At 63.0% G+C, this 14,614-nt stretch carries 17 protein-coding genes; all 17 read right to left on the bottom strand.

Annotation, left to right across the window (positions count from 1 at the left end):
* Positions 1–82: 82 nt before the first annotated feature.
* The 17 genes from CXQ94_RS03560 to CXQ94_RS03475 all read right to left on the bottom strand — a co-directional run bounded on the left by CXQ94_RS03560 (position 83) and on the right by CXQ94_RS03475 (position 14,569).
* Entirely contained in the window at positions 83–1,261 is a 1,179-nt protein-coding gene (locus CXQ94_RS03560) for a flagellar hook protein FlgE (protein ID WP_104086859.1), read from the bottom strand.
* 13 nt (positions 1,262–1,274) lie between these two features.
* On the bottom strand, positions 1,275–1,637 hold the full coding sequence (locus CXQ94_RS03555) for a flagellar hook assembly protein FlgD (RefSeq protein WP_258066653.1): 363 nt from the start codon (positions 1,635–1,637) through the stop codon (positions 1,275–1,277).
* A gap of 95 nt (positions 1,638–1,732) precedes the next feature.
* Complete coding sequence (locus tag CXQ94_RS03550) at positions 1,733–3,103, bottom strand: flagellar hook-length control protein FliK (protein WP_104086857.1); 1,371 nt, start codon at positions 3,101–3,103, stop codon at positions 1,733–1,735.
* Positions 3,100–3,519: a flagellar export protein FliJ gene (locus CXQ94_RS03545; protein WP_104086856.1), complete on the bottom strand. Its 420-nt coding sequence runs from the start codon at positions 3,517–3,519 to the stop codon at positions 3,100–3,102. Before CXQ94_RS03545 ends, CXQ94_RS03550 begins: the two co-directional genes overlap by 4 nt.
* Positions 3,516–4,847, bottom strand: coding sequence for a FliI/YscN family ATPase (locus CXQ94_RS03540; protein WP_104087304.1), 1,332 nt, complete (start codon positions 4,845–4,847; stop codon positions 3,516–3,518). The genes CXQ94_RS03545 and CXQ94_RS03540 overlap by 4 nt, the downstream gene beginning before the upstream one ends.
* Before the next feature lie 38 nt (positions 4,848–4,885).
* A complete protein-coding gene (locus CXQ94_RS03535) occupies positions 4,886–5,581 on the bottom strand; it encodes a FliH/SctL family protein (protein ID WP_181034060.1) in 696 nt (231 codons plus the stop codon).
* A complete protein-coding gene (fliG, locus tag CXQ94_RS03525; RefSeq protein WP_104086854.1) occupies positions 5,571–6,587 on the bottom strand; it encodes a flagellar motor switch protein FliG in 1,017 nt (338 codons plus the stop codon). Before fliG ends, CXQ94_RS03535 begins: the two co-directional genes overlap by 11 nt.
* Positions 6,584–8,179, bottom strand: a complete 1,596-nt coding sequence (fliF, locus tag CXQ94_RS03520; RefSeq protein WP_104086853.1) for a flagellar basal-body MS-ring/collar protein FliF — start codon at positions 8,177–8,179, stop codon at positions 6,584–6,586. The genes fliG and fliF overlap by 4 nt, the downstream gene beginning before the upstream one ends.
* Positions 8,179–8,487, bottom strand: a complete 309-nt coding sequence (locus CXQ94_RS03515) for a flagellar hook-basal body complex protein FliE (RefSeq protein ID WP_104086852.1) — start codon at positions 8,485–8,487, stop codon at positions 8,179–8,181. The genes fliF and CXQ94_RS03515 overlap by 1 nt, the downstream gene beginning before the upstream one ends.
* 3 nt (positions 8,488–8,490) lie before the next feature.
* Positions 8,491–8,877: a flagellar basal body rod protein FlgC gene (locus CXQ94_RS03510; protein WP_104086851.1), complete on the bottom strand. Its 387-nt coding sequence runs from the start codon at positions 8,875–8,877 to the stop codon at positions 8,491–8,493.
* A complete protein-coding gene (locus CXQ94_RS03505) occupies positions 8,877–9,218 on the bottom strand; it encodes a flagellar basal body protein (protein WP_104086850.1) in 342 nt (113 codons plus the stop codon). Before CXQ94_RS03505 ends, CXQ94_RS03510 begins: the two co-directional genes overlap by 1 nt.
* A 139-nt stretch (positions 9,219–9,357) precedes the next feature.
* Positions 9,358–9,690: a hypothetical protein gene (locus CXQ94_RS03500; protein ID WP_104086849.1), complete on the bottom strand. Its 333-nt coding sequence runs from the start codon at positions 9,688–9,690 to the stop codon at positions 9,358–9,360.
* A complete protein-coding gene (gene fliS, locus CXQ94_RS03495) occupies positions 9,687–10,109 on the bottom strand; it encodes a flagellar export chaperone FliS (protein WP_104086848.1) in 423 nt (140 codons plus the stop codon). The genes CXQ94_RS03500 and fliS overlap by 4 nt, the downstream gene beginning before the upstream one ends.
* Positions 10,109–11,497: a flagellar filament capping protein FliD gene (gene fliD, locus CXQ94_RS03490; protein WP_104086847.1), complete on the bottom strand. Its 1,389-nt coding sequence runs from the start codon at positions 11,495–11,497 to the stop codon at positions 10,109–10,111. The genes fliS and fliD overlap by 1 nt, the downstream gene beginning before the upstream one ends.
* 187 nt (positions 11,498–11,684) lie before the next feature.
* Positions 11,685–12,524: a flagellin gene (locus CXQ94_RS03485; RefSeq protein ID WP_258066648.1), complete on the bottom strand. Its 840-nt coding sequence runs from the start codon at positions 12,522–12,524 to the stop codon at positions 11,685–11,687.
* A 216-nt stretch (positions 12,525–12,740) separates the two neighbouring features.
* Entirely contained in the window at positions 12,741–13,580 is an 840-nt protein-coding gene (locus CXQ94_RS03480) for a flagellin (protein ID WP_104086846.1), read from the bottom strand.
* 131 nt (positions 13,581–13,711) lie between these two features.
* Positions 13,712–14,569: a sigma-70 family RNA polymerase sigma factor gene (locus CXQ94_RS03475; RefSeq protein WP_258066647.1), complete on the bottom strand. Its 858-nt coding sequence runs from the start codon at positions 14,567–14,569 to the stop codon at positions 13,712–13,714.
* Positions 14,570–14,614: the final 45 nt, after the last annotated feature.

Here is a 14,614-nt window from a genome sequence, read left to right as displayed (position 1 = left end):
TGCATGGTGTCAACCACGTACTGCCAATCACTGTCGGCCACCCCACCCCATCCGTTAGGAGTGGGGCGGGGTGGCGCAGATGCTAGCGCTTGAGCTGGGTGAGTTCCTGCAGGACCTCATCGGAGGTGGTGATGATGCGCGCATTGGCTTGGAATCCACGCTGGGCCACGATCAGATTGGTGAATTCCTGGGACAAGTCAACGTTGGACATTTCAATGTAGCCACTGGTGAGCTCACCCAGGCCGCCCTGGCCGCCAATGCCAATGGTTGCCTGGCCCGAGGATGCCGTGGCCCGGTAGCTGGAGGAGCCGATCTTTTCCAAACCGCCCGGGTTGGTGAAGTTCGCCAGGGCAACCTGTCCAATCACCATGTTTTCGCCGTTGGAGAAGGTTCCGGTCAGGGTTCCATCGGTGCCCATGCTGAAGGATTCCAGGGTTCCGGCGGCGTTGCCGTCGTGGCTCTTGACAGCCACGGTGGTGTCTCCGGCGTTGCCTGTCAGCGCGGTCAGGTCCACGGTCACGCCACCCACGGGGCCCAGGGTGCCGCCGGTGGTGAGCTTGCCGTTGAGGAACGTCAGCGCCTGGGTGCCGGTCGTGGCGCCCGCGTCATCAGCGGCGTCGGCATTCCAGCCGGCAGCGGTTTTGGTGAAGGTCAGCGACAGCTGGCGTGCGGCACCCGTGGCGTCGTAGACCTGCACATCCCGGACCACCACGGTGCCGTCCTTGGCATCGGTGGGCAGGTTCCCGCCCAGCACTGCGTTGGTGCTTGCCGCCGGGGGCGCCACCATGTCCTTGGAGACGCGAATGTCACCCAGGGCGCCCCCGTTGTTCACGACGCCGTTGTTGGCAACCCAGCCTTGGAGCAACGCCCCGTCGGGGGATACCAGGCGGCCGCGTGAGTCAAAGTCAAAGGCCCCGGCGCGGGCGTAGGACTGCTGGCCTCCCTTGGCGGTGATGAAGAAGCCGTCACCGGAGATCATCATGTCGGTGGCGCGGCCGGTGGCCTGTGCCGAACCTTGGGAGAAGTTGGTGGAGATGGCGGAAACCTGCACACCCAAACCCACCTGTGCCGCGTTGGTTCCGCCGGTGCGTTCCTGCGCGGGCGAGCCTGGACGGGAAATCTGGGACAGGGTGTCCTGGAATTGCACCGAGGATCCCTTGAATCCGGCCGTGTTGACGTTGGCAATGTTGTTGCCGGTGACATCGAGCATGGTCTGGTGGGCGCGGAGGCCGGAAATACCTGAATACAGTGAGCGAAGCATGGTTGAAACCCTTCTATGCCTGTTTGGGAATATTGTCTGCGGGTGTATTTACACCGGAAATTTGATCAAGGGGGATGTTGACTTCGCCCACTTTCACCACGGGAACACCGGAGGCGAACGAGACAGATTCGGCGATGCCGCTCTTGGTGGTGCCGTCCTTATCCAGCCATGAGACTGTTTGCCCGATCATGGCGGCCGCTGCAGTTCGCATCTGCAGCGAGAAGTTCTCGAGGGCAACCTTGTCCATGCTGGTGAGCTTTTCCATGGTGGCCAGCTGGGTGGTCTGGGAGATCATCTGGTTGGTATCCATGGGCGAGGACGGGTCCTGGTTGCGCAGCTGCGCCACCAGCAGGTTCATGAACACTTCAGAGTCCATCTCCTGTTTAGGCGCGCGCGTAGGAGTGTTGGCGTATATACCGCTGGCCTTTGGAGGCCCAGTCAGTGGGTCAATAGCGATGGTGGCGCTCCTTTCTAAACCGTAATGTCGAGTGAGATGGTGCTGGTGGTCCTGGCCGCCGGGGCTTGAGCCGGGGGTTCCGTGCCGGATCCCTCATTGGTAGGCCCTTGCTGCCAGCTGCTTGTTGGAGTGCTGGTGTTGCCCCGGAATGCCTGACCGGATCCCCCGGCCCCGCTTCCCAGATCCGGGTTCAGACTCAACGACGACGATATTCCTTGCCCTGCCAAGTCGCGTTTGAGATCGGTCATGATCAGCCGCAGACCATCCCGGCCCGCATCGGTGGCAGCCAGCAGTTCAATCCGCACGCCGTCGGCACCCATATGTGCCCGCACGGTTACCGGCCCCAAGGAATCCGGCACCACCTGCACGGTCATGACCTGGCTGCCGCTTTGGCCGGTGGCGAGCGCAAAGATGGGCCGGCTCAGCTGTTCGGCCAAGGGCGGATGCCCCGGCTGGTTCCCTACGGGTGCGGCAGGCGCTGCTGCCACCGGAGCGGTCAGGACGGCTGGACTGGCAACCGCCGCTGCGGGGTTGGGGACAGTCACAAGCTGAGCCGCTCCCACTTCAGGGGTTTTGGGGAGTACGACGGCGTCGCCCGACCCAGGTTCCGAACTCGCGGCCCGTACGGCAGTGGCCGGCTCCCCGTCTCCGGTCTGGGCACCTTGAGATGCTGTGTCGGCCACAACGGTTGTCACAACGGATGGGGGTGCCGCCTGGCTGGGCTGCACTCCGGCGTTCGTCCCGGAATTCTTTGGCAGCGGCCCGTTGCTGACCGCAGCGGACTGTTCAGTTTCGGTGGTGGGCGCGGTGGTGTCCATGGCCGGCGTGGTGGCCGTAGCCGGAGCGGGTTCCCCCGCCGGCTTGCCTGCAGCTGGGGGCATGGCTCCAGTTGCCGCAGCTGCCAGTGCGGGTGCCGCTGCCGGAATCGCCGCGGACGGTCCGCCGGCGCCGGTGTTGCCAGCCTGGGGTTCGGTGGCCGCGGGCTCAGCGGTTCCTGTCAGCGGCGCGACGTCCGGCAGATCGACAACCGGCGTCGTTTCAAGGTTCGCTGGCACGGTGGCCACGGGGGTCGCCACGGGAGCCGTCTGATTCAGGGACGGGAATGCCCAGGGCATGAGAGCTAGGGGAACTGGCGTGTCCTGGGCCTCGGGGCTGGCCGGGATGTCAGCACCGGAAGAATTGTCAGGACTGGGCGAAGCGTCTGCGTCTGCGGCGGTTTCCGGTTCGGTTGCCGTCGTCACTGCGTTTGCGTCGCTGCGGCTCGCGTCAACGGCGCCTTGCAGGCTGTCCAAAAAGTCTGCACCGCCCTGGCCTTGCTCGCCGCCGCTGCCACGGCGCGCAGGAGCCGCCGGAGCAAGCAGGGCGCCTGCCCCAATGACGCTCATAGTTTGCCCACCTTGCGGGTCAGTGCCAGTTCATCCAGGTACTTTTGTTCATCCAGCAATTGCGCTTCCACACTGTCCTTCTCGTGTTGGTCGGCCAGTTTTTCCAGCGAGCTGGCTGCCATCTTCGCCGCAACCAGGGCCGCCTGGGCGGATTGGGCATCGGCGTCAATGACCGCACCCAGGGTTTGCAGTTCCAGCAACAGGCTCCGTGAGGTGGCCCGCGCGGCCGCTGCGGCCTTGAGCGCTATCACGGAGCTGACGTCGGCGTCGCCCTCGGAGAGTTCACCGCGCACGGCGGCCATGCGTTGGGCATGGGTGCGGCGGCTGGCGTTAGCCCGGGCCAGGTTGGCCGATGCCTGGTCTTCTTGGAGCCGGCGGTAGCGCAGAAGACCGCCCAGCCTGAATGCTTTGGTCATTGAAGCCCTCCAAACGAGGTGACAAGTGAACGCAATTCCTGCCAGGACCGATCTCCCGGCACCTGGTTTTCAAGACTTTGCTGCAGAAAACCATCAATGACACCCTCATGCGCCAGGGCGGCATCCACCAACGGGTTCGAACCCCCGTGATAGGCGCCCACGTCTATCAAGTCCTGAGCCCCGCGGCGGGCGGCCATGACGCGACGCAACGTTTCGGCGTCGTGCTTTTGCTCGGCCGTGCACACCTTCGAGGCGACGCGGGAGATGGAGGCCAGGGCGTCGATGGAGGGGAAGTGCCCTGCAACAGCAAGTTTCCGTTCGAGCACAATATGCCCGTCGAGGATCGATCGCACGGCATCGGCGATGGGCTCATTGTGGTCATCGCCGTCCACCAGGACCGTGTACATGCCAGTGACCGAGCCGATCTTGTCCGTGCCGGCACGTTCCAGCAGCCGGGCCAAGATGGAAAAGGTCGACGGCGGATAGCCTCGTGTTGCCGGCGGCTCACCCACCGAGAGGCCGATTTCACGCTGCGCCATGGCCACACGGGTCAGTGAGTCCATCATCAGCATGACGTCAGCCCCGCTGTCGCGGAAAGACTCGGCAATGCGGGTGGCGGTGAATGCGGCCCGCAACCGGACCAGGGCGGGTTCGTCGCTGGTAGCCACCACCACAATGGACCGGGCCAGGCCCTCCGGGCCCAGATCATCTTCAAGGAACTCGCGCACCTCGCGGCCGCGCTCCCCCACCAGGGCGATCACCGAAACATCTGCCTCGGTGCCCCGGGCAATCATGGACAGTAACGACGACTTGCCGACGCCCGAGCCGGCAAACAGGCCCATGCGCTGCCCCCGCCCAACAGTTGTCAGCGTATCCATGACGCGTACGCCCGTGCTCAGGGGCGTACGGATGCGCGCCCGCTCCATCGAGTTGGGTGCCGAGTTGGCCATGGGCACGCCCTGGTTTGCGGGCAGCGGCCCCTTGCCGTCGATGGGGCGTCCCAGCCCGTCCAGCACCCGGCCCAGCAAGCCGCGACCGGTGGGAACAAGGAGGGGATCCGTTTTGGCGTGGACCATGTCCCCTTGCGCCAGTCCGGCGACGGGGCCCAAGGGCATGATCGTGAGGGTGTCCCACCCGACGGCGACAACTTCGGCGTCGATCGGCGCGGACCCGGGCGCGCGCCCGTTCAGGCACACCAGGTCACCCACCGCACAGCGCAGCCCGCGCACTTCGGCGCTCAGCCCCACCACAGAGGAGACAACGCCCACGCGTTGGGGCGCCGCGGCCCGCAACGCCGCGGCGAAATGGCCCGAACCCTGGCCTGTCAGCGACCGTGGGTGGGTAAAAGTTCGGGGCCCGGGTGCCGTCACGTCCGCGCGTCCTGCAGCGCCTGGCGGGCCCGGCCCAGGGCGGAAGTGAGGCCAGCATCCAGGAAACCGTCGACAAAATCGGCGATGGCGTCCCCTGGCGTAATGCTGGAATCGGCAACAATGTCCAGTCCATCGACCCGGGCCGCGCTCCGCTCCCCGGCCGAGTGGCCCGCAAGTGCCTGAACGTCGCGCGGGTTCATCCGCACCCGCAATGGCGGTACGTCCGCTCCCCCGCCAACCACCCGGGAGAGCGCCGCGCGGGCGGAGGCTTCGGCGTCGTCGAGCACTTCTCCGAGCACCGTCTGGGCCAGGGTCAATGCGCAGTCAAAAAGGGTTTGCTCAACGTCGGCCAGGACAGGAACCACGGTCGCGGCAACCGCATCGGCGCAGATGGTCAGGGCCGCAGCCTGTGCAGCATAGACGGCCCGCAACTCGGCAAGCAAAGCCGCATGCTCGGCGTCTTGGTGGTGCTTCAGACGCGCAGCCTCCTCGGCGGCTTTGCGCATGCCGGCCGTATAGCCGGCCGTGTGACCGTCCGTGTAGCCGCGCTGGCGCTCCTGGCGCGTTTCTGCGCCGGGACCGCCCGGGCCGTTCACGGCCGGGAAGACCAGCGGGGTGGCGGTGAGGACGGTGGTGTTAGAGACGGTGGCGCTAGAGACGGTGGCGCCCGGGACGGTGGTGTTAGTGGCCAAGGGGGGCCTCGTCGTCGTCTAGGACGGTGATTTCTCCGGCGGCAAACAAGCCACGGATGGCCCGCACAATCTCCGCCTGCGCCAGCTCCACGTCGACGGCGCGGACAGGGCCCAGGATTTCGATCTCGGACTCCAACAGTTCACGGTTGCGTTCGGAGATATTGCCCCGTACGGCGTCCTCAACTGGTGCTGGCATGCCGTTCATGGCCTTGGCCAGCGTGGTGGGATCGATGCCACGGAGCACCTTTTGGATGTCATGGTTGGCAAACCGGACCAGGTCGGCCAGGGAGAGCATTTTCGAGCGCAGTTCTGCGGCAAGCTCCGGGTTGCTGGCGTCAAGGTCTTCCATGAGCGCCTTTTCGGTGGCGCTATCGGAGCGGTTGATGATCTCCACTAGCGGTTGTACTCCGCCGATTGCCGCACGCCTGCCGCGTGGTGCCACCATGGCCACGGCACGTTGCTTAAGTGTCTCGGCAACAATGTCCACGGCCTCGGGGTGGGCAGGACTCATGGTGGCGATGGCTTGTGCCACCTCTGCCCGGCTGGCCTGCGGCATGGCCGAGAGCGCGGCGGAGGCGCTTTGCGAGCTTAGGTGCGCCAGCACCAGGGCAATGGTTTGCGGCAGTTCGCCTTCCAACAGGGAAACCACTTGTGTGGGGCCGGCGTCGTCGAGGAACTCAAAGCGTTTCCCGGCCATGTCGGTGGCCAGCCGTTCCATGAATCCGGCGGCCCGTTCGCTGCCAAAGGAGGCTTCCAGCAAGCCGGCGGCGAACTCTTTGCCGCCCATGGCCGCGGTGCGTCCGCTGATGGCGAGCTCGTGAATTTCCTCGATGACGGCGTCGGCAATCTCCGGCTGGACGCGGCGCATGCGCACAATCTCCGAGGCCACAATCTCTGCCTCTTCGTCGTTGAGGTGTCCCATGACGCCGGCGGCACCCTGCGGGGAAAGCTGCATCAAAATTGCGGCTACTTTTTGTGCGCCGGTGAGTACCATGGTGTCCCTCATGATTTGCCCCCGTCGTCCATGAGTGTGCGCATCAACACCGCAGCCTTTGCCGGGTCCGCCAGTGCCAAGGCATTGATGGAGGCCCGTTTCGTGTCGGTGTCACTATTTTCCACGGCGGGCAGGGACGCCGGTTGCGGGATGCTCGGCAGCGTGGCAGTTTCCAGGCCTGTGGTCATGCTCATGGTGTCGAGCTGGCGCTGAGCGTCATTGCGTTCGCCCAGGTCCACGAGTTCACGCACCTGGCGCCGGTTCTTGCGGGCGTACAGGACCAGGATCAGCAAGAGCAGCAGGACCCCTAGCGCCACATAGAGGATGGTTTGCCACGTTTTGGCCGTGGCTGCCGCATTGGCCTCCGACTTGGCGGCATCCAGCGCCGACTTCGCCTGATCGGCGGCGGCCGTGGAGAACGGCATCACCTTCAGTGTCACCACATCCCCCCTGGCTCGGTCGATTCCGGCCGCCGCAACCACCATGTCTGTCAGTGTGGCGGCATCGACCTTATTGGCGGCATCGGTGTCCACGGCCACCGCAAGCGACTGCTTTTGCAAGGTTCCGGCCGGGATGGAGGTGTTGGCAGTGGTCTTGTCCACGGCATTGTTTTTGGTGACGTTCGTGGATTCCGAACTTCCCCCGGTGGCCGTGCCGTTGGGGACCGCGATGTTGTCCGGGCCCAGAATACCGGCGCCGGCACCTGTGCCGGAGGTGGTCTTGTTGGACTCGGAGGACTCGTTCAAGGCGGGGGCGCCCTGTGGTGAGTTGAATGACTCTTTGAGTACCTCGGAGGAGGACTCATCCATGGCTGCCGTCAGTGAGACGGTGGAGTTGCCCGGCCCCACCACCCGGTCCAGCATGGTCTGAACTGCCGCGCCCACCCGCTTTTCATACTCGGTTCGCTGCTTGTCCGCTCCGCCGGCCCCGGCGCTGCCTGCGGCCGACAAAACCGTACCCTTGGCGTCCACTACGGAGACATTTGCTGGCGTCAGTCCGTCTACGGCGGAGGAAACAAGGTGGACCACGGCCTCAACCTGGTCGCTGGACAAGGAGGTGGATCCGCCGGTTTCGACAAAAACTGAGGCCGTGGGATCGGTCTTGGTGGAGGTGAAAACGGTCTTTTCGGGGATGGCGAGTTTCACGGAGGCGTTTTGTACGCCTTTCATGGCCATGATGGTCTTTGCCAATTCCCCTTCCATGGCACGTTTGTACGTGACGTTTTGCTGGAATTCCGATGACGTCACGCCCATGGTGTCCAGGAGTGAGTAACCACCCGTGGTGGCCGCGGGCAGGCCGGCGGAGGCCGATTTGAGCCGTTCCTCATAGACGTTGGCGTCGGGGACCAGGATGGTGGAACCACCATTGGTCAGCTGGTACGGCACGTTGTCGGTCTTCAGCTGGGCCACAATGGCGCTGGCATCGGCGGCGGCAACACCTGAAAAAAGTGGCGAGTACGTGGGCTTGGACATCCAGGAGACCAATGCCACTGAACCCAGCACCAGCACGGCAACCCCAATGACGGCGAGCGTGCGCTGGGCAATACTGAAGCCCTTGAGGGTCCCGGAGGCCCGGCCCATGAATTTGGTGATGACAGGTGGCATTAGGCCTGCATCCTCATGATCTCGTTAAACGCATCTACTCCCTTGTTGCGAACTGTGGCAATTAGTTCCAGGGTCACCTGCGCGCGTGTGGAGGCGATGGTGGCGTTGTGGATGTCATCGAGCCTGCCTGTCACGGCCTGCACGGCGAGAGTCTTGGACTGGGAGGACAGTGCCTGCGCGTTATCCAAGGCACCTGTCAGTGCTACCCCGAACCCGTCCCCACTGGAAGTGCCGGCGCTCTTGTCCACGGAAGGCAGGAAAGCGGTGGGCGTTGTCGCCTGGACCCCGGTGATGGGTGTGAGACTCATGGGCTATTTTCCAATCTGAAGTCCGGCTTCATACATAGTCTTGGCGCGATCAACAACGCCGGCATTGGCTTGGTATCCGCGCTGGGCCATGATGAGCTGGCTCATCTGCGAGCCGAGGTCGATGTCCGGGTACCGCACATAGCCTTCCGCGTCGGCCAGGGGGTGGTCGGGTTGGTAGACCATTCGGCCTTCCGCATCACCAAAGGCCGCGCCGGCGACGTACGCGCCGGAGTTTCCCTCGCCTGCCTGGGCCAGTACGTAGCGGGCACGGAATGCCTCGCCGTTGGTGGGGGCCGCGGTGTTGATGTTGGCAAGGTTGTCGGAGACGGCATCCAGCCATTTGCGATGGAGGGTCAGCCCGGTTGAGGCAATGCCAATTGCGTCGGCCATTACTGGGTCTTCAACGCTGTGCGCATGGAGGTGAACTCGCCGTTGACGGCCTGGGCCGCGAATTGGTAGCGCAGGGTCGTTTCAACGTTGGAGAGCGTTTCGGTGTCCAGGTTCACGTTGTTTCCGTTGAGCTGTGTGGGTTCAAGGGAACGCAAGGTGGTGGCCTTTACATGACCGTCGCCGGCCTTCACCGAGGCTGCCAGGGCATCTTCAAACATGACACGCTTGGCCGTGTAGCCAGGGGTGTTGATGTTGGCGATGTTGTTGGCGATCGCCTTTTGGCGTTCCGACAACGAGTTAAGCGCACTCGTCAGCGCTACGGTGACCACGGAATCCAGCAATGCGCTCTTCCTTGTATGAGAAACATGGCCTATCCATGGCCGAGGGGTTGAGCAATCCGTGCTCCTACGTATCTATCGGCAAACTACGTAGTTTCGTAAGGATCCGAAAGCAAAGGAATTACCGACTCCTTCGCTGGGTCTATCCGGTGACGTCTACGTACACTGACCTGACGGGTGTGCGTGTCACGGTAAGCGCCTGGATTTCGCGTTCGACGGCGTTGCGGGACTCCGCGATCAGCCTCGCCGCCCGCTCCTGTAGTGCCAGCAACGCCGCGGCACGGTCTGCCAACTCATCGGGCAAAACGCCTAGGTCAGCCGGCGGGGTCCACGCTTGATAACCGCCGTCGATCTCCTCCACTGAGGTACGGTTTGTTGCCTGCTCGACGGCGCTTTGCGCATCGAGCCGCATTTGCTCCAACGTGCTCTCCCAGCGCTGGAATGACGCGTCGGCGGGGGTCGCCGTCGCACTCACGCCAGCTCCCCCAGGTGTCCGCCCGGAGTGGAAGCCAGTGGCTGTGTGGCGGCCTCGTGCCAGGTCTGGCGCAGAGGCTCCAGAATGGTGATGCATTCGCGGGTCAGCTCCACGTTGCGGTAGATGTTCGCGTTCATGAGGGCGGTGCCCGTGTAGTTGTAAATGCCTAGCAGGTGATCTGCGCCGTCCCAGGCATCCATATCCAGGGACCCCGCAAGTTCCCCAATGATCTCCTGTGCGTGCAGCAGGTTCTCCCGCGCCACCTCCCACGACTCGACCAGCTGGGCGGCCTCGGCACGGGCCAGGTCAAGCAGGAGCCTGTCGTAGAGCATCACCAGCAGGCGTGCCGGGGACGCTGACATGACAGCCTCGCGCTGGTAGGCGTTAAGGGAGCGGCTGGAGCTGGGGGAAACGTTCACTACTTCTTGCTGCTTCCTGAATCAAGGGAGCCAATTTGGGAGGTCAGCCAGTTCTGTTGTGACTGCATCTTACCCAATTGGACTTCCAGGTTCGTGTAGATGGACTGGAGTGCGCCACGGCGTTGTGCCAGCCGGTCATCCCACTTCAGGATTTGGGCATTCAGGTCGTTGATGACCGTTTCCTTGCCCTTGATGCTCTGGGACAAGGTGCCCGAATAGGGGTCGGAGATGGCTTTGGCAGCGTCGGCCACACGTGCGGTGACGGTTTGCAGGGTGCTTTCAACCAGGGCAGGGTCTTTGGCGTAGGCCGCGGCGAATACTGCCTCGTCGAAGACCAGATCGCCGTTCTTGGTGGAGTTGATGCCGATGGTGGACAGTGATTTCCCATTGACCGGGGACACGACGGCGGTGAAGAGCTTGTCCTTGGCCGCGGCGGTGGTGCTGTTGCTGGTGAACAGGCCGGAGGTGACGTTGCCGGCGGCGGCCCCGGCCGCAGAGACGGCGGACTGGGTAAAGATTGAGCCAAGAATGATGTTGACATTGCTTGTCAGGTCTTTGGCTGCCGCCGTGACTGCCTTGTCGTCGCGGAGAACGGTGACAACGGCAGGCGCGGTGGTCACCTGGTTGACGGTGATGTCAATGCCCGGGGAAATCGCAGTGAAGGTGTTCGATTTCGAGGTTATGGTTTGTTCCGCCGGAGTACCGGCCCACAACGTGACTTTTGCGTCCTGGCCCGTGCGGAGCACAGCAGCACCGGGAACGGCTGTCAGGGGGAGAGCGCCGGCGTCCACGTCGGCTGCACTGCCCTGGTACACCTTGAACGCACCGGCGGCGCCGGTTTCCTTGGCTGTGAACTGCAGACGGTAAAGGGTGGCACCTGAGGCGTCGGTACCGGAGGCCACCTTGACGGCGGAGACTCCGGCGTCTGACTTGTTGACAGCATAGGCAATGGCATCGAGGGAGTCGGAGTCCGCGTTCACCTCAACCTTGGTAGTGGTGGTTCCGTCGGTCTTGACGAACGTGAGGACCGCGGGGCTGGTGGGCCAGGCAGCCTGCGGGGCGGTGACCACCGCGTGGGCCTGCGCCAATTGGGTGACGTTCAGGTCAAGGGCGATAGGCCGGGCACCTGCCGCGGCTGTCACGGTAATGGCGGGAGAGGAGGAATTGGCCTGGTACATGGCCAGGCCATCGGGTTTCGATAGTTCCGAGGCCTGTTTGAACAGGCTGGCAAACTTCGTGTTGAGCGCCTGAAGTGCCGTGAGCAGGTAGGTGTCATTGGCGACAGTCTTCTTCATCAACGACTGCGGAATGGCCTCGGCGTTCATCAGCGCATTGATGATTTCACTTGTCTTCAGCCCTGAAGTCAATCCGTCGATTCCCATGCCCATGGGGAGTTCCTCTCCGCTGCACTACCCGTGGCCGGATCTGGCCGGCAGTGACTTTTGTGTGGCCCGTTGTGCGACTCGGGACCTTTGCCGTAATTGCACCACTGGCGGCCGGGCCGGTCTTATGTGACTGGCCCGGCCGCCGGCGGCAAGGGTGCCGGATGGTTTAGTACCCGGCGGGTGTTGCGGTTTAGCCCAAGAGCTTCAGAACGCCCTGGTTTGACTGGTTGGCCTGGGCCAGCATGGCCGTGCCTGCCTGGGAGAGGATGTTCGCGCGGGTGAACTTCACCATTTCCTCAGCCATGTCGGTATCCGTGATGCGCGAGGCAGCAGCGGACAGGTTCTCCTTGGATACTGCCAGCGAGCGGCCAGCAGACTCCATACGGTTCTGGGCAGCACCCAAATCGGCACGAGCCGAGGACACCGCGGTGACCTGTGCGTCGATCTTGCCAAGGGAGGTTGCTGCCGCGGTGGCGCTGGAGAAGTCCAGGGCGCCAAGGCCGGTAACAACCTTGGTGACATCGGCCTTCTTCAGGTCAACCGTGATCTGGTTTTCCGCACCGTCTCCGGCGCCCACCTGGAAGGACATAACTCCGGCCGTACCGGCGGAGGAGTTCAGGAGCTTGATGCCGTTGAAGTTGGTGGCCGTGGAAATACGGGTCAGCTCGTCGGTCAAGGCCGTAGCCTCGGTGGTGATGGCCGTGCGTGAATCGCCATTGTTGGAGTCGTTACCGGCCTGCACGGAAAGATCGCGCAGACGCTGCAAGATGGTGTGGACTTCAGTCAACGCGCCTTCAGCGGTCTGAATAACGGAGATGCCGTCCTGGGCGTTGCGGGCAGCAACGGTGTTGCCATTGACCTGAGACTTCAAGCCCTCGGAAATGGCCAGGCCGGCAGCGTCATCGGCTGCACGGTTGATGCGGAAACCACTGGAAAGCTTCTCCAGCGACTTGGAAAGATCATTCTGAGTGTTGCTGAGGTTGCGGTAAGAATTGTTTGCCGCAATGTTGGTATTAACCTGCATGCCCATGAGTAAAGTCCTCCGTGAAAAGTGGGAAAAGAAACGCCGCCCATCCATGGGCAACTGAACTTAACACTCGGCACGTCACACCCGCCGGTTAGCAACTTGGGCGCCACAATTTTCATTTGGGCTTTAAATGCCGCAAGCCGTCCCGAAATGGCCAGCATTTCGGGACGGCTTGCGGCAAGGGTGCCGGATGGTTTAGTACCCGGCGGGTGTTGCGGTTTAGCCCAAGAGCTTCAGAACGCCCTGGTTTGACTGGTTGGCCTGGGCCAGCATGGCCGTGCCTGCCTGGGAGAGGATGTTCGCGCGGGTGAACTTCACCATTTCCTCAGCCATGTCGGTATCCGTGATGCGCGAGGCAGCAGCGGACAGGTTCTCCTTGGATACTGCCAGCGAGCGGCCAGCAGACTCCATACGGTTCTGGGCAGCACCCAAATCGGCACGAGCCGAGGAGATCGCCGTGATCTGGACATCCAAGCCCTTGACAGCCAAGGCAGCGTTTGCCGCGCTGTCGAACGTCAAGACACCAACTGCGGTGGAAACGGTCTTCACGTTCGCCCCTGTCAGGTCAACCTTGATCTGGTTGTCAGCGGTGTCGCCGGCACCGATCTGGAAGGACATGACACCGGCCGTGCCGGCGGAGGAGTCAAGGAGCTTGATGCCGTTGAAGTTGGTGGCCGAGGAGATACGGTCCAACTCTGCGGTCAGCGCGGCAGCCTCGGTGGTGATGGCCTTGCGTGAATCAACGTTGTTGGAGTCGTTACCGGCCTGAACACCCAAGTCACGCATGCGCTGCAAGATGGTGTGGACTTCAGTCAACGCGCCTTCAGCGGTCTGAATAACGGAGATGCCGTCCTGGGCGTTGCGGGCAGCAACGGTGTTGCCATTGACCTGAGACTTCAAGCCCTCGGAAATGGCCAGGCCGGCAGCGTCATCGGCTGCACGGTTGATGCGGAAACCACTGGAAAGCTTCTCCAGCGACTTGGAAAGATCATTCTGAGTGTTGCTGAGGTTGCGGTAAGAATTGTTTGCCGCAATGTTGGTATTAACCTGCATGCCCATGAGTAAAGTCCTCCGTGAAAAGTGGGAAAAGAAACGCCGCCCATCCATGGGCAACTGAACTTAACACTCGGCACACGGCCGCTACCGGTAAGGGATTTATCGGGAGATTTTTGTTGCCCAGCCCGGTTTGCTCATCCCATCATCGGGGCGGTCTTTGCCGCGTGGTCGTGAACCACCAGACCCAACGCCCGTGTTGCCCCGCCGATAGTTCGGGCCCCAAGGTGGGTCAGGTAGTCCTCTCGGCGAGAGGCCGCAATCCGGGTGTGCGGCACCGAGCTGGCGTCCGCCGTAGCCAAATAGTGGCGTTCTATTCCGTCACGCAAAAGTCGCATGGCCTCGGCCCGTTGCTGGGACACGGCCGAATGGCTGGAACCAAGCTCCTCGGCCAGATCCTTCACGGTCCTGTCACGGTAGTAAATCTGCTCCACAATGTATTGCATACGCTGCGGCAGCGCAGCAACCGCCTCCCCCAGGAACGCCTCGTGCTCGTTCGCCAGCACCAGTTCCTCGGGAGTTTGCGAGGTGGCCGCCACAAGATCGGCGATCACATCGGTCAATGGGGTAACGCTTCGGGCAGCATCGAGCTGCGAGGCTTCGACGGCGGCCCTGTCCACGCCGAGCGCGCCCGCGAGCTCATCGGTGGAAGGCAAGCGGCCCAGTGCACCGGAGAGTGTTTCTTGCATCATGGCAAGTTCGCTCATACGGGAGCGGGCACCCCGAGTGGCCCAATCTTCACGGCGAAGCTCGTCAGCGAACGCACCCTTGATCCGGCGTCGGGCATAGGCACCAAAAGGCACACCCAAACTGGCGTCAAAGGACTCCGCACACTGAATGAGAGCCACGGCTCCGACCTGCGCAAGATCTGGACGAGACAAGTGACTGGCGCGCATGCAAATTTCGGTTACCAGGTACCCAACCAAAGGTAAATTTTGCACGACTAAACTGTCGCGGTCCTCGCGATTCAACGGTAATGCCCCCCTCGCCAACACATGACTTTAGTAGTCGATATGAACGCCCCCCAGCGTGCGCCACCG

Source organism: Arthrobacter sp. GMC3 (assembly GCF_002929305.1).
In the GTDB taxonomy this organism is placed as follows: domain Bacteria; phylum Actinomycetota; class Actinomycetes; order Actinomycetales; family Micrococcaceae; genus Specibacter.
The sequence above is the reverse complement of the archived record's forward strand: the minus strand, read 5'-3'. Positions and strand labels throughout refer to the sequence as shown.

Bases quoted from the DNA above. Each gene is read 5' to 3' on its own strand.
- CXQ94_RS03560 (WP_104086859.1), bottom strand. From the start codon at position 1,261: ATGCTTCGCTCACTGTATTCAGGTATTTCCGGCCTCCGCGCCCACCAG.
- CXQ94_RS03555 (WP_258066653.1), bottom strand. From the start codon at position 1,637: ATGGACTCTGAAGTGTTCATGAACCTGCTGGTGGCGCAGCTGCGCAAC.
- CXQ94_RS03550 (WP_104086857.1), bottom strand. From the start codon at position 3,103: ATGAGCGTCATTGGGGCAGGCGCCCTGCTTGCTCCGGCGGCTCCTGCG.
- CXQ94_RS03545 (WP_104086856.1), bottom strand. From the start codon at position 3,519: ATGACCAAAGCATTCAGGCTGGGCGGTCTTCTGCGCTACCGCCGGCTC.
- fliG (WP_104086854.1), bottom strand. From the start codon at position 6,587: ATGAGGGACACCATGGTACTCACCGGCGCACAAAAAGTAGCCGCAATT.
- fliF (WP_104086853.1), bottom strand. From the start codon at position 8,179: ATGCCACCTGTCATCACCAAATTCATGGGCCGGGCCTCCGGGACCCTC.
- CXQ94_RS03515 (WP_104086852.1), bottom strand. From the start codon at position 8,487: ATGAGTCTCACACCCATCACCGGGGTCCAGGCGACAACGCCCACCGCT.
- CXQ94_RS03510 (WP_104086851.1), bottom strand. From the start codon at position 8,877: ATGGCCGACGCAATTGGCATTGCCTCAACCGGGCTGACCCTCCATCGC.
- fliD (WP_104086847.1), bottom strand. From the start codon at position 11,497: ATGGGCATGGGAATCGACGGATTGACTTCAGGGCTGAAGACAAGTGAA.
- CXQ94_RS03485 (WP_258066648.1), bottom strand. From the start codon at position 12,524: ATGGGCATGCAGGTTAATACCAACATTGCGGCAAACAATTCTTACCGC.
- CXQ94_RS03480 (WP_104086846.1), bottom strand. From the start codon at position 13,580: ATGGGCATGCAGGTTAATACCAACATTGCGGCAAACAATTCTTACCGC.